Genomic DNA, 19,974 nt, shown 5'->3' with positions numbered 1-19,974 from the left:
GCGCTGGTGGACGAGGACATGCCGGTGGTGGTGATCGCCCCCAACGACAGCCTGCTGGAGAAGGTGAAGTCGAACATGCAGGAAGTGCGCGCCCGTGGCGGCGAGCTGTTCGTGTTCGCCGACCAGGACAGCAACTTCAACGAGTCCGAAGGCGTGCACGTGATCCGCACGCCGCGCCATGCCGGTGTGCTCAGCCCGATCGTGCACACCATTCCGGTGCAGTTGCTGGCGTACCACACTGCACTGGCACGCGGCACCGATGTGGACAAGCCGCGCAATCTGGCCAAGAGCGTGACGGTGGAGTAAGGGCCACCGGCTTGCTTGGATGCTGCACGCGAAGGGGCCCCACGTGGGCCCCTTTCGTTTGTGTCGGCGGCTGTGCCAAGTGGGACAGCCGCCGGGTGTTCTGTCCACCTTCGGCAGAGCGCAATCAATCTTTAACGTGCTGCATCGCCAGTATTCAGCGGCGGTTTCAGCCGCGGTGCCATTCTCTGGATCGTCGGTTGGTTCCCACGACGAACTGTCCCATCGATGCCGGTAGTGACCGAGGGTCGCAGTCGTAGAATCGAGTAGACCGAGATACGGGCCGCGCTGTTGAACCCGCCTCGTTCGCGTTGCAGCACGTCGTCCGCCGATGATTTCTAGCGGCGGTCGAGTGCGCCAGACGTGCGCTGAAAGGTCTGTTCCCGGGGAGGGGGCGTATCGGAAGAGCACACTTTTTTGACTTCAGTGACCTGCACCAGGAAACAAGAATGAACGTCCGCGAACTCCTGCAATCCAAGAAAGAAGCTGTCATCACCATCGATGCGGAAGACACCATCGGTGCCGCCGCCCATAAGATGAGCGCGAATAAAATCGCCGCCCTGGTGGTGATGAAGGACGATGCCCCGGCCGGCATCATTTCCGAAAAGGACATCGTGCGTACCTTGGCCGACGACGGTCCGCAGGCCGGCCGCCGGGTGATTTCCAGCCTGCCGTCCACCGGTCTGGAGGGCATTGCGCCGGAAGCGACCCTGAAGCAGGCCATGTCGCTGATGACATACTCGCGGCGCCGTCATCTGATGGTTACCGAAGGCACCCGCCTGATCGGCATCCTCAGCCTGGGCGACATCGTGAAGAATCTGCTGGGCGAGCTGGAACTGGAAAAAGCCGTGCTGCAGGACATCTACATGGCGGCCCACTGAAGGCTGTCGTGCTGCAACGAAAGAAGCCGGGCAGTGCCCGGCTTCTTCGTTCACGGCATCGGTGCAATCAGAACGTGACCTTCACCGAGTCGGCGCTGTAGCGGGCCGGTCCGTGGTAGACCACTTCGATGTTGTTGCCGTCCGGGTCGAGGACGAAGGCGCCGTAATAGCCCGGATGGTAGGGGCGCTCGCCGGGGGCGCCGTTGTCGGTACCGCCGGCGGCGATCGCGGCCGTGTGGAAGGCATCGACGGTGGCGGCATCGCGGGCCTGGAAGGCCAGGTGGTGGCGGCCGGTCAACTGCCCCGCAGCCGCCTGGCTGCTGGCGCTGGAAATGAACAGCTCGTCGGCCCAGAAGAAGTCGGGACCTTCGCCACCCAGCGGCACGCCGATGGTGTCGAACACCGCCTGGTAGAAGCGCCGGCTGGCGGCCAGGTCACGCACCACCAGTTGCAGGTGGTCGATCAATCGGCCGCGGTGCAGTTCCATCGTTTCCATACGAACCTCGCAAAAAAGGGGACGGAGTTGGTAGCGCCGGGCCGTGCCCGGTGAGCGCGCAGTGCGGCCAGCTTCCGGTGCCATGAATGTCGGAGGAAGGCCGCCGGGCATGGCCCGGCGCTACCGGAATGGTGCCCCATTTGGGGTCAGGCGTTGGCGATGATCTCGACCCAGTAGCCGTCCGGGTCCTTGATGAAGGCCAGGTTCTTCATGCGGCCGTCGGTCAGGCGCTTCTGGAAGGTCACGCCCAGGTCTTCGAAGCGCTGGCAGGCGGCTTCGATGTCCGGCACCGACACGCAGATGTGGCCGAATCCGCGCGGGTCGCTGTTGCCGTCGTGGTAGACCGCGCCGTCCTGGGTTTCGGTGCCGTGGTTATGGGTCAGTTCCAGCACGCCCGGCAGGCCGGCCATCCACAGGCGGCGCTGGCTGTCGTCTTCCGGAACCGCCACGCCGGCCGGCACGTAGGCCAGGAAGTACAGGCTGAACTGGGCCTCCGCGAAATCGCGCTTGTCGATCAGCTGGTAGCCGAGCACGCGGGTGTAGAAGTCCAGCGAGGCGGTGATGTCCTTCACCCGCAGCATGGTGTGGTTGAACACGAAGCCGGTGGTTTCGGCCGGGGCCTGGGCGGCGACGCCGGGGACATCGCGCAGGGCGGGAATGGTCATGGGGGAGGTCCTTCAGACAGGGCCGTTGCCGGCCGGATGACGCCATTCTACCGGCCCGCACCTGACGCCACCGCGACGTACAATGGGCGCATCGCACCGTTCCGTCCTGATAACGATTGCCCGCCATGTCGCAGCGTGAATGGGTGGCCGCCGCCATCCGCAAGATCGAAGCCGATTTCAACCGTTCCGCCGATACCCACCTGATCCCGCTGGCGCTGCCAGGGTTCGAGGGCATCGACCTGTACCTGAAGGATGAATCGAGTCATCCCACGGGCAGCCTCAAGCATCGGCTGGCACGTTCGCTGTTCCTGTATGCGTTGACCAACGGCTGGTTGCGCGAAGGGCGGCCGGTGATCGAAGCCTCCAGTGGCTCGACTGCTGTCTCCGAAGCCTATTTCGCACGCCTGCTCGGCCTGCCGTTCATTGCCGTGATCCCGGCCACCACCTCGCCGGAGAAGATCGCGGCGATCGAGTTCCATGGGGGGCGCTGCCACCTGGTCGAGCGCGCCTGCGACCTCAACTGTGATTCGGAAAAGCTGGCCCGCGAAACCGGTGGCCACTTCATGGACCAGTTCACCTACGCCGAGCGCGCGACCGACTGGCGTGCCAACAACAACATCGCCGAATCCATCTTCAAGCAGATGGCCGAGGAGCCCAGCCCGGTTCCGGAATGGATCGTGTGCAGCCCCGGCACCGGCGGTACCGCCGCCACGCTGGGCCGCTATGTGAGCTACCGCCGGCATGACACCCGCATCCTGTGCGCGGACCCGGAAGTGTCGGTGTTCTTCGACGGTTACAAGGCGGCCGTGGCGGGAGAGCCGGACTGGCGGGGCCTGACCTGCAGCGGTGGTTCGCGCGTGGAAGGCATCGGCCGGCCACGGGTCGAGCCGAGTTTCATCCCGACCAGCGTCGATGCGATGGTGAAGGTGCCCGATGCGCTGAGTCTGGCCGCGATGCGCCATGTCAGCCGCCAGCTGGGCCGTCGTGTCGGTGGCTCCACCGGTACCAACTTCATCGGCGTGCTGCAGGCCGCGCAGTGGATGCGCGAGGCGGGTCATCAGGGCAGCATCGTCAGCATCCTGTGCGACAGCGGTGAGCGCTATGCGCAGAGCTATTACGATCCGACGTGGTACGGTCGCCAGGGCATCGATGTCGCCGGCGCCGATGCGCAGCTGGCCGCGGCGGTGGCCGGGCAGGGGCTGCCCGAGCTGCCGTGGTGCAGCCTGGAAGCGCTGTAGGACGATCGACGTTGTCGCCGGGCCACGCCCGGCGGTCACGATGGCGTCTCAATACCCCGCCGCGGTGAACGCATCCAGCACCGCATCACGCAGGGCATCGGGCAAAGCTTCGATGTCGATCGCGCGGTCATCCAGGTGCAGGCTCGGGTCCAGGCCGCTGGCGCGGCCCTGGGCCAACGCCTGCAGCCATAGCAGCACGCAGATCACGAACTCGCGCTCGTGGCCCAGCTGCAGTTGGCTGGCTCCCCGCTCGATCACCTCGAACGGATACCACTCCTGGGCATCATTGAATGTGCCGCCCTGCTGCAGCACGGCCTGCAGCTGCTGCAGGTGGCGAGGGGCATCGTCGCCGGCGTCGCAGAGCGCGGCGATCCAGGTCAGTTCTGCCGGGCTGGCGGACAACGCCAGCGACCGGGCCGGCAAGGTGGATGCGACTGCAGCCAGACCTTCCATGTGGGGCCTCGTTCGGTACCTACCGCTGCGGACTCCCCCGCAGCTAGAGCTTCAGCGCGGAGCCGTAAGGCCGACGTGAATGCCGGCATTCACGGGGCGGCTTCAGCCACGCATGGCGTGGATCTACCGGGTGGGGCGGCGGCTCCGCACTCCCCAACCCCCTTGTCTGTGGCCCCGGCAGCGCCATATCTACAGGGCTGCCCGCGTGCCGGGCCCGTACCCTGGAGATCTGCCGTGACCGTTGCCAACCCCCTGCTCGATTTTTCCGGCCTGCCGCGTTTCGAGGCGATCCGCCCCGAGCACGTGGCGCCGGCGCTGGACGTGCTGCTGGCCGAGGCTGAAGCCGCCGTCAGCGCTGCCGAGCAGGTGCAGCCGGTGCGCTGGGAGACCTTCGTCGCTCCGCTAGACGACGCCACCGAGCGCCTGTGGCGTGCCTGGGGCCTGGTCGGCCACCTGCAGGGCGTGGTCAACACGCCGGAACTGCGTGAGGCCTACAACAGCAACCTGCCACGGGTGACCCGCTTTGCCAGTGCGCTGGGCCAGAATCTGGCGCTGTACCGCCAGTACCAGGCGCTGGCCGCCGCCCCGGAAGCGGCGACCTTCGACGACGCCCGGCGCAAGGTGCTGGACAACACCCTGCGCGATTTCCGTCTGGGCGGCGCCGAACTGGCACCCGAGGCGCAACAGCGCTTCGCCGCGATCAAGGAAGAACTGTCGGCGCTGTCGGCGAAGTTCTCGCAGAACGTGCTCGATGCCACCGACGCCTGGTCGTTGATCATCGAGGATGAAGCGCGCCTGGCCGGCCTGCCCGACGACGTGAAGGCGACCGCGCATGCGGCAGCGGAAAAGGACGGCAACACCGGCTGGAAGCTGACCCTTCAGATGCCGTGCTACCTGCCGGTGCAGACCTGGGCTGAAGACCGCGACCTGCGCGAGATCCTGTACCGCGCCAGCGCGCAGCGCGCGTCCGAGTTTGGTGATGACGCGCTGGACAACAGCGGCAACATCGACCGGATCCTGGCCCTGCGTGCGGAACTGGCCGGGCTGCTCGGCTTTGGTTCGTACGGCGATTACTCGGTGGCGACCAAGATGGCGCAGGACCCGGCCGAAGTGCTTGGTTTTCTGCGTGACCTCGCGACGCGTGCCAAGCCGTTCGCGGCCAAGGACCGCGCCGAGCTGGAGCAGTTCGCGCGCGAGCAGCTGGGCATCGACAGCCTGCAGGCCTGGGACCTGGCGTTCGCTGCCGACCGCCTGAAGCAGGCGCGCTACAGCTATTCCGAGCAGGACGTGAAGCAGTATTTCACCGAGCCCAAGGTGCTGGGCGGGCTGTTCTCGGTGATCGAGCAGCTGTACGGCCTGCGCGTGCAGGAGGACAGCGCTCCGGTGTGGCACCAGGACGTGCGCTTCTTCCGCCTGGTCGATGCGCAGGGCGTGCTTGTCGGCCAGTTCTACCTGGACCTGTACGCGCGCGAAGGCAAGCGCGGCGGTGCCTGGATGGACGATTGCCGCAACCGCCGCGTGCACGTTGATGGCCGCGTGCAGACACCGCTGGTGTATCTGGTGTGCAACTTCGGTCGCGGCGCCAACGGCAGGCCGGCCACCTTCAGTCACAACGAAGTGACCACGCTGTTCCATGAAATGGGCCATGGCCTGCACCAGTTGCTGACCCGCATCGGCGAGCTGGGCGTGGCCGGCATCAACGGCGTGGAGTGGGATGCGGTGGAGCTGCCCAGCCAGTTCATGGAGAACTTCTGCTGGGAATGGGATCACCTGCAGGGCATGACCGCGCACGTGGACAGTGGCGAACCGCTGCCGCGCGCGCTGTACGAGCGCATGCTGGCCGCGCGCAATTTCCACAGCGGCATGGCCACCGTGCGCCAGCTGGAATTCGGCCTGTTCGACATGCTGCTGCACAGCCAGTTCGAGCCGGCGCAGGACAACGTGCTGTCACTGCTCGAGCGCGTGCGGACGGAAGTGGCCGTGAACCACCCGCCGGTCTGGAACCGCTTCCCGCACCAGTTCAGTCATATCTTCTCCGGTGGCTACGCCGCCGGGTACTACAGCTACAAGTGGGCCGAGGTGCTCAGCGCCGATGCCTACGCGGCCTTCGAAGAAGCACCGCAGGCACTGGCCGTGACCGGAGCGCGCTTCCGCGATGAGATCCTGTCACGCGGTGGCAGCCGCCCGGCGGCGGAGAACTTCAAGGCCTTCCGCGGCCGCGCACCGCAGATCGACGCGCTGCTGCGTCATTCGGGCATGGCGTAACCGCTGGGGTGGGTGCCAACCTTGGCTGGCACTTTCTGGCAATGGTGCGACCGCTGTGGTGGGTGCCAACCTTGGTTGGCACTTTCTGGCAATGGTGCGGACCACGGTCCGCACCCACCGAAAAGCGGTGCTTACTCGGCGTAGATCATCTTCCGGGTCATGCCGCCGTCGACGATGAAGTCCTGGCCCGTAATGAAGCCGGACAGCGGTGACAGCAGGTACACCGCGAGTGCGCCGATATCTTCGGGTTGGCCAACGCGTCCCGCTGGATGCTGGGTGTGGTCGATGGCCGAATACGCCGGTTCGTGCCGTCGCGAGGGGGCCTGCCAGGCGCTGGTGCCGATCCAGCCGGGGCTGATGCTGTTCACCCGTACCGCCGGGCCGGCGCTGATCGCCAGCGCATGGGTGAACGCGACCAGTCCGCCCTTGGCGGCGGCATAGGCTTCGCTGTGCGCCTCCGATTGCCAGGCGCGGGTGGAAGCGATGTTGATGATCGCCCCCGCAGTGCTTTCCGACAGCACCGGCAACGCATGCTTGCTGCACAGGAACGCGCCGTGCAGCGAGGACAAGCGGCGCTGCCATTCGTCCCAGTCCATGTCCTGCAGCCGCGTGCCGTGCGCTCCGGCAATACCGGCGTTGTTGACCAGGCCATCGATGCGCCCGAAGCGAAGCAGGGCCTCCGCGATGAACGCGCGCACGCTGCTTTCGTCGGTGATGTCCAGGCGCTGGAACGCGGTGTCGTCACCGCGCTGCCATTCGGCCAGACAGGCCTGCCCGGCTTCGTCGTCAAGATCGCCGATCAGCACGCGGCCACCGGCACCGAGCACCGCCTGGGCAATGCCGCGGCCGATGCCGTTGGCGCCGCCGGTGACCAGCACCACCTTGTCCGCCAGCGGCGCGACCGGCCATACGGCGATCGGTGGCACCGTGCTCACGTCAGGTCGTCGCCACGCAGGCGGCGGTGCCAGCCGTCCACGCCGATGCGGTCCAGGGTCTGGATGTTGCGCTCGACGATCACGTCCGGGTCCGGGTAGACATCCACTGCGCGCGCCACACTGTCTTCGCGCAGCAGGTGCAGGGTGGGGAAGGGCGCGCGATTGGTGTAGTTGCTGGCGTCGTCGGCGGCGACCCCCTCGAACTGGTAGTCCGGATGGAAGCTGGCCACCTGCAGGATGCCCTGCAGGTCCAGCGCCTCGATGGCTGCGTCGGCATTGTCGAGGAAGTCGTTGTAGTCCAGGAAATCGGTCAGCACCTGCGGGTGCACGATCAGGGTGGTGTCGATCTGCTCGGCCGGCGTATCGCGCAGCAGCACCAGTTCCTCGGCCAGCTGTTCGACCAGCGCTTCCGGCGTGGTTGCGTCGCTGAGCACGATGCGCACCTGGTCCTTCACATACACCGCCTTGGCGAACGGGCACAGGTTCAGGCCGATGACGATGCGCTCCAGCCACAGGCGGGTGGCGGCGATCGGGTCATCGGTGGGCAGGCGGGAATCGGTCATGGCGGGCACGTCGGCTGGCGGGGCGGACATTGTAGGCAGTGTGCTGCCGCTGCGCTGTTCACTGTGCAGGAACTGGACAGTCGCCATGCTGGAAATTCCCGCCGATTCAAGCCCTTGCGAGCCATCGGCGGATGGCCGATTGCCTGCGGTGGCCGGCAGGCGTGGAATGGACGTACGACACAGGAGGACACTCATGACTGCATCTTCCCCGTGGCTGCCGGACGCCCTTTGGGCCGGCGCCTTCTTCGATGGCCACTGGCAGGCCGCCGCGCAACGGCAGCCCGTGATCGAGCCGGCCACCGGCCAGACGCTCGGTGAGGTCGGCCTGGCCGACCCGGTGCAGGTGGCGCGCTCGGCGGCGGCCGCAGCGCAGGCCCAACAGACGTGGGCCGCAGCACCCTACGAGCAGCGCGCGGAAGTACTGCGCAAGGCCGCACGGCTGGCCGAAGACAACTTCGACACCCTGGTCGAGTGGCTGGTGCGCGAAAGCGGCTCCACCCGCCTTAAGGCCGGCTTCGAAGCCAAGGTCACCCTCAAGGCACTGCATGAAGCTGCGGCGCTGCCCTCGCGCAGCACCGGCGAGATCCTGCCGTCTGAACCGGGCCGGCTGAATCTGGCGCGGCGCCGGCCGCTGGGGGTAATCGGGATCATCTCGCCCTTCAACTTCCCGCTGTATCTGGCCATGCGTGCGGTGGCGCCGGCGATCGCGCTGGGCAATGCCGTGGTGCTCAAGCCGGACCCGCGTACGGCAGTGTGCGGTGGCGCGGTGATCGCACGGCTGTTCGAGCAGGCCGGCCTGCCGGCAGGTGTGCTGCACGTGCTGCCGGGTGATGGCGCAGCGGGTGCCGCGCTGACCAGCGATCCGCATGTGGCGATGATCCAGTTCACCGGCTCCACCGCGGCCGGCCGCAAGGTCGGCGAAGCCGCTGGAAAGCACCTGAAGAAGGTGTCGCTGGAACTGGGTGGCAAGAATTCGCTGATCATCCTCGACGATGCCGACCTCGACCTGGCGGTGGCGAACACCGCGTGGGGCGTCTACCTGCATCAGGGCCAGATCTGCATGGCGACCGGCCGCGTGCTGGTGCACCGGAAGATCCACGCCACGTTCCTGCAGAAGCTGGTGGCCAAGGCGAATTCGCTGAAGGTGGGCGATCCGGCGCGCGAGGACGTGGCGATCGGTCCGCTGATCAACGCCGGTCAACGTGACCATGCCGCACGCGTGGTCGAGCAGGCAGTGCAGGCCGGGGCCACGCTGGAGGCGGGAGGCACGCACCGCGACCTGTTCTTCGCACCGACCGTGCTCGGCAATGTGAGCGCCGACAACCCGGCCTTCAACGAAGAAATCTTCGCACCGGTGGCGGTGGTGGTGCCGTTCGACGATGACGACGAAGCCGTGCGCCTGGCCAACGACAGCGAGTACGGGCTGTCCATGGCGGTCATCTCCAGCAACGTCGGCCGTGCGTTGAAGCTGGGTGAGCGCCTGCGTACTGGCCTGCTGCACATCAACGACCAGACCGTGAACGATGAGGTGATCAACCCCTTCGGCGGCGTCGGCGCGTCCGGCAATGGTACCAGCATCGGTGGCCCGGCCAACGGCGAGGAGTTCACCCAATGGCAATGGTTGACCGTCAAGGGCGAGGCGCCCGCTTACCCGATCTGATCCATCAGGAGCATTGCGATGAGCAGCAACACGACAACGCGTGAGATCACTGCGGCAGTGGTCCGCGGCAAGGAACAGCCCTTCGTCATCGAGCAGGCGCAGCTGCGCGGCCCGCAGGACGACGAGGTGCTGGTGAAGGTGGTGGCCACCGGCCTGTGCCACACCGATCTGATCGTGCGTGACCAGTACTACCCGGTGCCGTTGCCAGCGGTGCTCGGTCACGAAGGTGCCGGCATCGTCGAAGCAATCGGCCCCAACGTGCGCGACCTCAAGGTGGGCGACCACGTGGTGCTGACCTACGGCGCCTGCGGTCACTGCAACCCGTGTCGCGGCGGCCATGGCGCCTACTGCAAGGACTTCTTCGCGCTGAATTTCGGTGGCGATGATGGCCACGGCCACACGGCGATCACCGATGCGCACGGTCAGCCGCTGCACGACCATTTCTTCGCGCAGTCTTCGTTTGCCACCTATGCGCTGGCCCGCGAGATCAACGCGATCAAGGTGCCCGATGATGCGCCGCTGGAACTGCTCGGCCCGCTGGGCTGTGGCATCCAGACCGGTGCGGGCGCGGTGCTCAATTCGCTGCAGGTGCGCTCGGGCAGCAGCTTTGCCAGCTACGGTGCCGGTGCCGTCGGTCTGAGTGCGGTGATGGCGGCCAAGGTGGCCGGTGCCACCACCATCATCGCCATCGATGTGGTGCCGTCGCGGCTGGAACTGGCGCTGGAGCTGGGCGCCACCCACGTGGTCAACAGCCGCCAGACCGATGTGGTCGAGGCGGTGCGCGCGATCACCGGCGGTGGTGCCGACTTCGCGCTGGAATCGACCGGTCGCCCGGAGGTCCTTTCTGCGGGCATCGAAGCGCTGGGCGGGTTGGGCATGATGGGCGTGGTCGGCGCACCGAAGCTGGGCACGACCGCCAGCTTCGATGTGAACAACCTGCTGCTCGGTGGCCGCAGCATCCGCGGCATCGTGGAAGGTGACAGCGTGCCGCAGGTGTTCATTCCGCAGCTGGTGACCCTGTTCCAGCAGGGCCGCTTCCCGTTCGACAAGCTGGTGAAGTTCTACCCCCTGGAGCAGATCAACCAGGCGGCCGAGGACAGCACCCGTGGCATCACGCTGAAGCCGATCCTGCGTATTGCCGCGTGAAACGATGCGTTGTCGCGGCGCTCAGGCTGCCGCGACAACGCAGGTGTACCCTCGATGCAGGTGGCCAGGCCGGTCATCAACGCGGAGGGCGAGGGCGATGATGGCGGCAGTGGTCGGGCAACAGCAGCTGATGGCGGCGCGTGCAGCTTTCGCCGAGGGCGATGCGCATTCATTGGGCGTGCTGCCGCTGCCACTGCAGCAATCGTGGCTGCGCTCGCGCGCGGCGGGCCTGCAACCGGGGCAGGAGCCGGTCTACCGGCCGCTGCAGGGTGATGGCCGGCATCTGTTCCATCCCGATGACCGGCGCCTGGCGCGTTGCGTGCAACCGGAGCTTGAGCAGCTGTGGGCGGCCTTCGGTGGTCGTGGCTGGACGATGTTCTGTGCCAACCGTGATGGCATGGTGATCGCGCAGCAGGCGCATGGCCTGGAAGATGCACCTCTGCTGCGGCCGATCCAGGTCGGACGACGGCTGGGCGAGACCGAGATCGGCACGACGGCACCGGCGGTCAGCCTGGCCGACGACCTGCCCGCGCTGGTGCGCGGCAATGAACACTACCTGCAGCGTTTCGCCCCGGTGTTCTGCCTGAGCGAGCCGTTGCACGATCTTGACGGCCTGGTGTGCGGGGTGATCGACATCACCGGGCTGGGCGAGCGCGATCCGTCATTGCTGCAGGGTTACTTCCGGCAGGCCGCGTTGGCCAGCGAGAACCGCCTGTTCCACTCTCTCACCGACGTGCACCTGCTGGCCATGCAGCACGATCCGCGCTGGCTGGCGTCTCCGATGCAGGGGCTGCTGGCGGTGCAGGAGGATGGCCAGCTGCGTGCGGCCAATCGCGTTGCCCGGCGACTGCTCGGCCTGCCACGACGTGGGCCGCTGCCGCTGTTGAGTCTGGAGGTGGTGTTTGCCGGCGCCAGTGCCGCACAGCGGCGACGCCTTTTGCAGCCGGGAGTGCCGCACCGGGTGCGGCTGGGGGAGGGCAGTGCGGTCTACCTGCAGCATCTGCGGGCACCGCGCGGTGTATCCGGCCGGTCCAGGCCGTCGGCCGCCGCGGCAAACCCTGGCGGCGCGCCCGGGCTGCGCGACCAGCAGCGCGAGGCGGCGCGTCGCGCGGCGCAGGCCGCCGACGGCAATCTCAGCCTGGCCGCGCGCCAGCTGGGCATCTCGCGTACCACGCTGTACAAGCTGCTGCGTGACTGAAGCCCGCCGGGCCACGCCCGGCGGTTCCATCAATCGCGGAAATTGTTGAACTGCAGCGGCAGCTCGAACTTGCCGGCCTTGAGCACGGCGATGGCATCCTGCAGATCATCCCGCTTCTTGCCCTGCACGCGCAGCTTGTCGCCGTTGATCTGGCTCTCCACCTTCAGCTTGGCATCCTTCAGCGCAGCCGCGATCTTCTTGGCGATCTTCTGCTCGATGCCCTGCTTGACGGTGATCTTCTGCCGGGCCTGGGCCAGGTTGGTCTCGATGTCGCCGAATTCCAGGCTGAGCACGTCGATGCCGCGCGCGGCCAGGCGCGCACGCAGGATGTCGTTCATCTGCTTGACCTGGAATTCGGTGGGCGCGAACTGGTTGATGACATCGCCATCGCGCTCGAACTTGGCGTCCACGCCCTTGAAGTCGAAGCGGGTGCTCAGTTCACGGTTGGCCTGGTCGATGGCGTTGGTCAGCTCGTGGGTGTCGACTTCGGACACGACGTCGAAGGAAGGCATGGGCGGGGCTCCGCAGGATTCAGTGGTGGCCATTCTATCGCGTGGGCCGGTGTACCCGCCTTCTGTAAAGCCGCGCATGGGCTCGGCTCTACAATCCGGCGCGGTCGGCGATAATGGGCCATGAACGTGCAACGCTCCCCTTCGCGCGCGGTGGCCTGGATGGTTGCTGCAGTCGCCTGCTTCTCGCTGATGGACGCGGGCATGAAGCAGCTGTCGGCCAGCTACCCCACCTTGCAGGTGACCTTCCTGCGCGGTGCGGCGTCGCTGCCGTTCGTGCTGGTCTGGGTACTGGCCAGCGCCGGCCCGCGCTCGCTGATACCACGCCGTTGGGGCCTGCACCTGCTGCGCGGCGTGCTGGGCATGGCGATGATCGGTTGCTTCGTGTTCGCCTTGCGCGATCTGCCGCTGTCCACCGCCTACACCATCTATTTCGTCGCCCCGCTGCTGATTGCCGCGCTGTCGGTGCCGCTGCTGGGTGAGCGGGTCGGGCCACGGCGCTGGGTGGCCATTGGTATCGGCCTGGTCGGTGTGCTGGTGGTGCTGCGGCCGGGCGTGGACGGCTTCATCTCGGTGCCGGGCCTGATGGTGCTGGCGGCCGCCACCGCCTATGCCGTGGCGGCGATCACGGTCAGCCTGCTGACCCGCACCGATACCTCGCAGTCGATGGTGGTGTGGTTCCTGGTGATCATGGCCATCGGTGCCGGCCTGCTGGCCCTTCCCGGCTGGGTGCCGCTGCAGCTGGCGCATGCGCCGTTGATCGCCGGCATGGGCCTGGCCGGGGCGCTGGGCCAGATCGCCCTGACCAAGGCCTTCCAGCTGGGCGAGGCCTCGATGATCGCGCCGCTGGAGTACAGCGGCCTGGTCTGGGTGATCGGCTGGGACCTGGCCTTCTGGGGCCAGCTGCCGGATGGCTATACGTGGGTGGGCGCGGCGATCATCGTCGCCTCCGGCCTGTACCTGCTGCACCGGGAGCGGGTGAACCGGCATGAACCGCCGAAGCCGCTGGATCATCCCTGAGCCGGTTTGGCCGGGGTAGGGTCACCGGCGGAGGCGACTTAGAACCAAAAGGAATAACATTCTGGCCCATGGCGCGGGCGCGCGACCGCCAGCGCTGGTAGGCTGCACGCCCCTTCCATCACCCCGCCGGTGAGCCACGCCCGTGATCGAGTTCCAGCGCCTGCACAAATCCTATGCCGTTGCCGGCCGCGAAGTCAGCGCGCTGCAACCGCTGGACCTGACCATCGAGGCCGGCGAGGTGTTCGGCATCATCGGCCATTCCGGCGCCGGCAAATCGACCCTGATCCGCATGATCAACCGCCTGGAGGAACCCAGCGGTGGTCGATTGCTGATCGGCGGCGAGGATGTCACCGCACTGGACGCGGACGGCCTGCGCGCGCTGCGCCGGCGCATCGGCATGATTTTCCAGCATTTCAATCTGCTGTCCTCGCGCACGGTGGCCGCCAACGTCGCTTTCCCGCTGGAACTGGCTGGCATGCCGAAGGCGGAGATCGACGCGCGGGTGGCCGAGCTGCTGCAGACCGTCGGCCTGGAAGCGCACGCGCAGAAGTACCCGGCGCAGTTGTCGGGTGGCCAGAAGCAGCGCGTCGGTATCGCCCGCGCACTGGCGACCCGCCCGCAGATCCTGTTGTGCGACGAGGCCACCAGCGCCCTGGACCCGCAGACCACCGCCTCGGTGCTGTCGCTGCTGGCGAAGATCAACCGCGAACTGGGCCTGACCATCGTGCTGATCACCCACGAGATGGATGTGATCCGCCGCGTCTGCGATCGCGTGGCGGTGCTCGACGCTGGCCAGATGGTCGAGACCGGGCCGGTCACTCAGGTGTTCCTGCACCCGCAGCACCCGACCACGCGCCGCTTCGTCAGCGAATCGGAGCATGTGGACGAAGGCGCGCTGCACCATGATTTCAATGTGGTAGGTGGTCGCATCGTGCGCCTGACCTTCCTCGGCGCCGACACCTACGAACCCCTGCTCGGCAGCGTCGCACGGCAGACCGGGGTCGACTACAACATCCTGTCCGGCCGTATCGACCGGATCAAGGACACCCCGTATGGCCAGCTGGTGGTCGCCCTGGTGGGCGGCGACCAGTCCGCCGCGCAGGCCGCGTTCGTGGCTGCCGGCGTGCACGTTGAGGAACTGCGTCGATGATCATCGCCACCGCCGGCGGCTTCTTCCGCCACCTGGATGCGGGCAAGTGGGCCGACATCGGCCAGGCCACCATCGATACCCTGCTGATGCTGCTCGGCTCGCTGCCGTTGACCCTGGCCATCGGCCTGCCGCTGGGCGTGCTGCTGTACCTGTTCGGCGCGCCGCAGATGAAGCGCCGCCCGTTCGCCTATGGCGTGCTGGCGCTGGTGGTGAACCTGCTGCGCTCGGTGCCCTTCATCATCCTGATGATCGTACTGATCCCGGTCACGCTGTTCCTGATGGGAACGTCGCTGGGCGTGCGAGGTGCGGTCGTGCCACTGGTGATCGGCGCCGCACCGTTCTATGCGCGCCTGGTCGAGACCGCGTTGCGTGAAGTGGACCGTGGCGTGATCGAGGCAACCCAGGCGATGGGTGCCACCACCTGGCAGCTGGTCACCCGTGTATTGCTGCCGGAAGCGCGGCCGGGCTTGATTGCCGGTGCGACGGTCACCACCGTGGCGCTGATTGGTTTCACCGCGATGGGCGGTGCGATCGGTTCCGGTGGCCTCGGCGATCTGGCCTTCCGCGATGGCTACCAGCGTTCGCATACCGACGTGGCCCTGGTCACCGTGGTCCTGCTGCTGGTGCTGGTGCAGCTGCTGCAGATGCTTGGCGACCGCCTGGTCGCGCATTACAGCCGCAAATGACGAGGTGCCGGGCGCTGCCCCGGCGTCGCCCGGAGCATCGCGGCAGCCGGCCAACGGCCGGCTCTACCGGGATCTGCGTGCAATGAATCCGCCGGGCATGGCCCGGCGGCACCTTATCAGCGCACGTTCGGCACTTCGTAGCCCAGCTTCCCGACCTGCTCCGGGTGCTGCGGCACGCGTTTGAGCTTGTCGGTGTTCACGCCGTACTCGTCGCGCAGGCGCTCGGCCAGCTCCTTGTACAGGGCTTTGTCCATGTCCGGCGTGCGCGAGAAGATCCAGGCCATCTCGCGGCCCGGGTAGCCGATCAGCGCCCACGAATAGTCCGGGGCGACTTCCAGCACCCGCGAATGGGTCGGCACCACGCGGTAGAACCACGTGCGCCAGCCGTGGTTGCCGCTGTCCGGATCGACGCTGGCGCGAGCGCGAACTTCCTGCAGCGGTTCGCCGAAGCCGTCGCGGTAGCGGTAGGTGATGCCGACCTTGTGCGCGTCGCGCAGCTCGTACTCGTTGACGCTGGCGACGTGCCCGCGTTCGATGAAGTTCGGTACGCGGCCGATCACGTACCAGGTGCCCATGAAACGCTTCAGGTCGATCGGCGCACCGGGGTCGGCCGCGTCGGTGGCGCTGGCGCGGGGCGACGGCGGCTCACTGGCAGCCATGGCGGGAGCCGCCAGGGACAGGGCCAGCAGCACGGCGCAGAACGGGCGGATCGAAGTCATGCGGGAGCGGGCTCCAGTGGGCTTGCACGCGCATGGTCGACTGTGTGCACGCGATCCGTCAATGGTGTCGCATCCTGTGAGAAGGGGCTGACCCAAGCTGTGTTGCATTGTCTACCGGAGAAGGCCCATGAACGCACGTTCCGTCCGTCGCCCCGCAACTGAACGCGTCAGCGAGTGCGCCGATCCGCGTCTGCTGCGCTGTGTGCGGCAGCTGGCTCTGGCAGGGCTGGCGCTGGTGCTGGTCTGGCCGGCCGCACGTGGCAGCAACGCATGGCTGGGCTGGCTGCCGATGTGGCTGGTGGGCATGCCGCTGTCGGCCTGGTGGGCGCTGCTGCGTTTTCCGCTGCCGCGCCTGTCGTGGCTGCGGCTGGTGCGGCGTACCGGTGGACAGGCGCGGCGCCGGACGGCCACGTCCGTACGCGGTCGGCGCAGCCGGGCTGCGGCGGCCTGACCTTCGACACGGGGGCGGTTGCGACGTTCCGTGCTAGCGTTCCACGGCTTATGACTGCCTGGAGCTGCAATGTCACGACTCGCTTCCGCCTGCCTGCTGGCCGGCATGATGACCGCTGCCTCGGTGGGGACCGCCGTGGCCGCTGAAGACACCGATCGCTACGCCTGGCTGGAGGACGTCACCGGCGACAAGCCGCTGTCCTGGGTCAAGGAGCAGAACGCCAAGTCCGAGGCGCGCCTGGCGCAGACCCCGGCCTTCAAGCAGATGGAGACCAGCATCCGCGAAGTGCTCGACTCCGATGCCAAGATTCCTGGCGTGCAGAAGATCGGCGATTACTACTACAACTTCTGGAAGGACCAGCAGCACGAGCGCGGCCTGTGGCGCCGCACCACCCTGGCCGAGTACCGCAAGGCATCGCCGCAGTGGGAAACCGTGCTCGACCTGGACGCACTGAACAAGGCCGAGGGTGAGAACTGGGTCTGGCACGGCGCCGACTGCCTGCGCCCGGATTACAGTCGCTGCCTGATCGCGCTGTCGCGCGGCGGCGCCGACGCCGACGTCACCCGCGAGTTCGACCTGGCCAACAAGACCTGGATCAAGGATGGCTTCTTCCGTCCGGAATCGAAGGGAGGCCTGAACTGGATCGACCGCGACACGGTGTTCGTCTACACCGATTTCGGCACCGGTACGATGACCACCTCCGGCTATCCGCGCGTGGCCAAGCTGTGGAAGCGCGGCACGCCGATGGCCTCGGCCAGCGTGGTCTATGAAGGCAAGCCGGAAGACATGTACATCGCGGCGATGCACGATGACACCCCGGGCTTCGAACGCAACCTGGTCAGCCGCACGCTGGCGTTCTACAACAACGAGATCTACCTGCGCGGCGACGATGGCACGCTGACCAAGATCGACGCGCCGAACTCGGCCGAGAAGGGCCTGCACAAGCAGTGGCTGACGCTGGAGCTGCGTGATCCGTGGACCGTAGGCGGCAAGACCTACGCGTCCGGGTCGCTGCTGGCGACGAAGCTGGACGACTTCCTGGCCGGCAAGCGCGACTTCGAGGTGCTGTTCACCCCGACCGCGACCACCTCGCTGGCCAGTGCCACCTGGACCAAGAGCCATCTGGTGCTGAATGTCCTGGACGACGTCAAGAACCGCCTGTCGGTGTTGACCCCGGGCGCCAATGGCTGGCAGACCAGCCGTTTCGTCGGCGCGCCGGCGTTCGGCACGCTGGGCGTGGCGGCGGTGGACGGCAATGACAGCGATGCGGTGTGGCTGACCGCCACCGACTACCTGACCCCGACCACGCTGGCGCTGGCCGAGATCGGCCAGGCGCCGGAAACGCTGAAGACCATGCCGGCCTTCTTCGATGCCAAGGGCAAGGTGATCGAGCAGCATTTCGCCACCAGCAAGGATGGCACCCGCGTGCCGTACTTCGTGGTGCACGACAGGGCGATGAAGCTCGATGGCTCCAACCCGACCCTGCTGTACGGCTATGGTGGCTTCGAGATCTCGCTGACCCCGAGCTACTCCGGTGGCATGGGCCGCGCGTGGCTGGAGAAGGGCGGCGTGTACGTGGTCGCCAACATCCGTGGCGGTGGCGAGTATGGCCCGCGCTGGCATCAGGCAGCGCTGAAGCAGAACCGTCACAAGGCCTATGAAGACATGGCCGCCGTGGCACGCGATCTGGTCAAGCGCAAGATCACCACCGCCAAGCACCTGGGTGTGCAGGGTGGCAGCAATGGTGGCCTGTTGACCGGCAACATGCTGACCCAGTACCCGGAGCTGTTCGGTGCGGTGGTGGTGCAGGTGCCGCTGCTGGACATGAAGCGCTACAGCCATCTGCTGGCCGGTGCCTCGTGGATGGCCGAGTACGGCAACCCGGATACCAGTGACTGGGAATTCATCAAGACCTTCTCGCCGTACCACCTGTTCAACGCGAAGAAGAGCTACCCGCCGGTGCTGTTCACCACCTCCACCCGCGATGACCGCGTGCATCCGGGCCATGCCCGCAAGATGGCGGCGAAGATGATCGACGCCGGCAAGGACGTGACCTACTACGAGAACATCGAAGGCGGCCACGGCGGTGCAGCCAACAACGCGCAGGCCGCACACATGTCGGCGCTGGCCTACAGCTTCCTGTGGGAACGCCTCGGCGGTAAGTGATGGAATGAAAAACGCCGCCCCCGGGCGGCTTTTTTCGTTGCGTCCGTGCATCCGCGCATGGCGTGGATCTACCGGTGCGCGGTGATGCCCTCCACGCAGGGCGTGCATGCTGGCAGTAGATCCACGCCATGCGTGGATGCCGTTCGCGCCGGGCGATCAGGCGCCCCAGCTCCGCAGCCCGCGCGCGATCCGCGCCACCGCCTCCTGCAACCGCGGTACTTCCTGCGTATAGGCCAGGCGCACATGCTGATTGGCGCGGTGGAAGCCGAAATCCAGGCCGGGGGTGAACGCCACGTGCTCGGTTTCCAGGAAGTGCGCGCAGAACGCCTGTGCGTCGTCGGTGAACGCGCTGACATCGGCATACAGGTAGAACGCGCCCTGCGGTTCGACCTCGATACGGAAGCCCAGTTCGCGCAGCGCGGGCAGCAGGAAGTCGCGGCGCTGGCGGAAGGCTTCGCGGCGCTGTTCGAAGATCGCCATCGATTCCTCGCTGAAGCAGGCAAGGGCCGCGTGCTGGGCGATGCTGGAGGCGCTGATGTACAGATTCTGCGCCAGCTTCTCCAGGTCGGGCACTGCGGCTGGCGGCGCCACCAGCCAGCCCAGGCGCCAGCCGGTCATGCCGAAGTATTTGGAGAAGCTGTTCAGTACGAACGCGCTGTCATCGACCTGCAGAACGCTGGGGGCTTCCAGGCCATAGGTCAGGCCGTGATAGATCTCATCGACCACCAGGTGGCCGCCCCGCGCGTGCAGGGTCTTCGACAGCGCCGCCAGTTCATCGGCCGACAGCACCGTGCCGGTGGGATTGGCGGGCGAGGCGACCAGCGCACCGACGCTGTCCGCATTCCAGTGCTGTTGCACCAGCGGTGGCGTGAGCTGGTAAGCGGTGTCCGGCCCGACAGGTACCAGTTGCGCGCCCCCTTCCACCAGGCGCAGGAAGTGACGGTTGCACGGATAGCCGGGGTCGGCCAGCAGCCAGTGGCGGCCGGGATCGACCAGCAGGCTGCTGGCCAGCAGCAGCGCACCGGAGCCGCCGGGGGTGACCAGGATGCGTTCGGGGTCGATGTCCAGCCCATAGTGGCTGCGATAGAAACCGCTGATTGCCTGGCGCAGGGCGGGCAGGCCGCGCGCGGCGGTGTAGCGGGTGTGGCCGGCGGCGAGCGCGGCCTGGCCGGCGCGCACGACCGGTTCGGCGGTGGTGAAGTCCGGTTCGCCGATCTCCAGATGGATCACGTCGTGGCCTGCCTGTTCCAGCGCCTGAGCGCGGGCCAGCAGCGACATCACGTGGAACGGGGCGATTTCATGGCTGCGCCGGCTGTAGCCCGGCGTGGGGGGCACGGTACTCATGCACCCATGGTACGCCCGGAATGGGCCCGCCGAGCGGTGGTAGAGTCGAGCTTGCTCGACTGCTGTTGCGGTCAGTCGAGCAAGCTCGACTCTACCTACGCCACGGACGCCATTGCGTAACCGCAC

General features: G+C 67.0%; 20 protein-coding genes. 12 read left to right on the top strand and 8 right to left on the bottom strand.

Going from position 1 to position 19,974, the window contains the following annotated elements; all coding sequences use genetic code 11:
* The coding region (locus ABH900_RS18635) for an SIS domain-containing protein (RefSeq protein WP_429624606.1) at positions 1-306 on the top strand (306 nt) is incomplete at its 5' end.
* A gap of 446 nt (positions 307-752) precedes the next feature.
* The gene (locus tag ABH900_RS18630) at positions 753-1,184 is read left to right on the top strand and encodes a CBS domain-containing protein (protein ID WP_429624604.1); all 432 of its coding nucleotides are present in this window, start codon (positions 753-755) and stop codon (positions 1,182-1,184) included.
* Positions 1,185-1,251: 67 nt separating this feature from the next.
* Here ABH900_RS18630 and ABH900_RS18625 read toward each other — a convergent pair whose 3' ends face one another.
* Both ABH900_RS18625 and gloA read right to left on the bottom strand, forming a co-directional pair.
* A complete protein-coding gene (locus tag ABH900_RS18625) occupies positions 1,252-1,680 on the bottom strand; it encodes a VOC family protein (protein WP_429624603.1) in 429 nt (142 codons plus the stop codon).
* A 146-nt stretch (positions 1,681-1,826) separates the two neighbouring features.
* Positions 1,827-2,345: a lactoylglutathione lyase gene (gloA, locus tag ABH900_RS18620; RefSeq protein WP_429624602.1), complete on the bottom strand. Its 519-nt coding sequence runs from the start codon at positions 2,343-2,345 to the stop codon at positions 1,827-1,829.
* A gap of 125 nt (positions 2,346-2,470) precedes the next feature.
* Between gloA and ABH900_RS18615 the strand changes: the two genes are divergently transcribed.
* Positions 2,471-3,583, top strand: a complete 1,113-nt coding sequence (locus ABH900_RS18615; protein ID WP_429624601.1) for a PLP-dependent cysteine synthase family protein — start codon at positions 2,471-2,473, stop codon at positions 3,581-3,583.
* A 48-nt stretch (positions 3,584-3,631) separates the two neighbouring features.
* On the opposite strand, the gene ABH900_RS18610 is transcribed toward ABH900_RS18615, so the two are convergent.
* Complete coding sequence (locus ABH900_RS18610) at positions 3,632-4,036, bottom strand: hypothetical protein (RefSeq protein ID WP_429624600.1); 405 nt, start codon at positions 4,034-4,036, stop codon at positions 3,632-3,634.
* 234 nt (positions 4,037-4,270) lie between these two features.
* Here ABH900_RS18610 and ABH900_RS18605 point away from each other — a divergent pair, with 234 nt between their 5' ends.
* Positions 4,271-6,301 carry a M3 family metallopeptidase gene (locus ABH900_RS18605; protein WP_429624599.1) on the top strand — a complete coding sequence of 677 codons (2,031 nt, stop codon included), beginning with the start codon at positions 4,271-4,273 and terminating at the stop codon, positions 6,299-6,301.
* A gap of 131 nt (positions 6,302-6,432) precedes the next feature.
* Here the strand turns inward: ABH900_RS18605 and ABH900_RS18600 are convergent, their stop codons facing one another.
* Both ABH900_RS18600 and ABH900_RS18595 read right to left on the bottom strand, forming a co-directional pair.
* Entirely contained in the window at positions 6,433-7,236 is an 804-nt protein-coding gene (locus ABH900_RS18600; protein ID WP_429624598.1) for an SDR family oxidoreductase, read from the bottom strand.
* The gene (locus tag ABH900_RS18595) at positions 7,233-7,799 is read right to left on the bottom strand and encodes a DUF1415 domain-containing protein (RefSeq protein ID WP_429624597.1); all 567 of its coding nucleotides are present in this window, start codon (positions 7,797-7,799) and stop codon (positions 7,233-7,235) included. Before ABH900_RS18595 ends, ABH900_RS18600 begins: the two co-directional genes overlap by 4 nt.
* A 193-nt stretch (positions 7,800-7,992) precedes the next feature.
* On the opposite strand from ABH900_RS18595, the gene ABH900_RS18590 reads away from it, so the two are divergent.
* The 3 genes from ABH900_RS18590 (at position 7,993) to ABH900_RS18580 (ending at position 11,803) form a co-directional block, all read left to right on the top strand.
* Complete coding sequence (locus ABH900_RS18590; protein ID WP_429624596.1) at positions 7,993-9,459, top strand: benzaldehyde dehydrogenase; 1,467 nt, start codon at positions 7,993-7,995, stop codon at positions 9,457-9,459.
* Positions 9,460-9,477: 18 nt separating this feature from the next.
* Positions 9,478-10,605 (top strand): NAD(P)-dependent alcohol dehydrogenase, encoded by a 1,128-nt coding sequence (locus ABH900_RS18585; protein ID WP_429624595.1) that lies wholly within the window; start codon positions 9,478-9,480, stop codon positions 10,603-10,605.
* Between the two features lie 97 nt (positions 10,606-10,702).
* Entirely contained in the window at positions 10,703-11,803 is a 1,101-nt protein-coding gene (locus ABH900_RS18580; RefSeq protein WP_429624594.1) for a helix-turn-helix domain-containing protein, read from the top strand.
* Between the two features lie 29 nt (positions 11,804-11,832).
* On the opposite strand, the gene ABH900_RS18575 is transcribed toward ABH900_RS18580, so the two are convergent.
* The gene (locus tag ABH900_RS18575) at positions 11,833-12,315 is read right to left on the bottom strand and encodes a YajQ family cyclic di-GMP-binding protein (protein WP_429624593.1); all 483 of its coding nucleotides are present in this window, start codon (positions 12,313-12,315) and stop codon (positions 11,833-11,835) included.
* Between the two features lie 120 nt (positions 12,316-12,435).
* On the opposite strand from ABH900_RS18575, the gene ABH900_RS18570 reads away from it, so the two are divergent.
* From ABH900_RS18570 to ABH900_RS18560, 3 genes are all read left to right on the top strand, one after another.
* Positions 12,436-13,332: a DMT family transporter gene (locus ABH900_RS18570; protein WP_429624592.1), complete on the top strand. Its 897-nt coding sequence runs from the start codon at positions 12,436-12,438 to the stop codon at positions 13,330-13,332.
* A 142-nt stretch (positions 13,333-13,474) separates the two neighbouring features.
* The gene (locus tag ABH900_RS18565) at positions 13,475-14,482 is read left to right on the top strand and encodes a methionine ABC transporter ATP-binding protein (protein WP_429624591.1); all 1,008 of its coding nucleotides are present in this window, start codon (positions 13,475-13,477) and stop codon (positions 14,480-14,482) included.
* Positions 14,479-15,168: a methionine ABC transporter permease gene (locus ABH900_RS18560; RefSeq protein WP_429624590.1), complete on the top strand. Its 690-nt coding sequence runs from the start codon at positions 14,479-14,481 to the stop codon at positions 15,166-15,168. Before ABH900_RS18565 ends, ABH900_RS18560 begins: the two co-directional genes overlap by 4 nt.
* Before the next feature lie 116 nt (positions 15,169-15,284).
* Here ABH900_RS18560 and ABH900_RS18555 read toward each other — a convergent pair whose 3' ends face one another.
* Positions 15,285-15,887, bottom strand: coding sequence for a lipocalin family protein (locus tag ABH900_RS18555; protein ID WP_429624589.1), 603 nt, complete (start codon positions 15,885-15,887; stop codon positions 15,285-15,287).
* A gap of 127 nt (positions 15,888-16,014) precedes the next feature.
* Here ABH900_RS18555 and ABH900_RS18550 point away from each other — a divergent pair, with 127 nt between their 5' ends.
* The gene (locus ABH900_RS18550) at positions 16,015-16,338 is read left to right on the top strand and encodes a hypothetical protein (protein ID WP_429624588.1); all 324 of its coding nucleotides are present in this window, start codon (positions 16,015-16,017) and stop codon (positions 16,336-16,338) included.
* A gap of 69 nt (positions 16,339-16,407) precedes the next feature.
* A complete protein-coding gene (locus ABH900_RS18545) occupies positions 16,408-18,504 on the top strand; it encodes a prolyl oligopeptidase family serine peptidase (protein WP_429624587.1) in 2,097 nt (698 codons plus the stop codon).
* A gap of 156 nt (positions 18,505-18,660) precedes the next feature.
* Here ABH900_RS18545 and ABH900_RS18540 read toward each other — a convergent pair whose 3' ends face one another.
* Positions 18,661-19,848 carry a pyridoxal phosphate-dependent aminotransferase gene (locus tag ABH900_RS18540; protein ID WP_429624586.1) on the bottom strand — a complete coding sequence of 396 codons (1,188 nt, stop codon included), beginning with the start codon at positions 19,846-19,848 and terminating at the stop codon, positions 18,661-18,663.
* Between the last annotated feature and the right edge of the window lie 126 nt (positions 19,849-19,974).

The organism is Stenotrophomonas sp. AN71 (genome assembly GCF_050435725.1).
GTDB lineage: Bacteria > Pseudomonadota > Gammaproteobacteria > Xanthomonadales > Xanthomonadaceae > Stenotrophomonas.
This window is presented reverse-complemented; position numbering and strand designations above follow the sequence as displayed.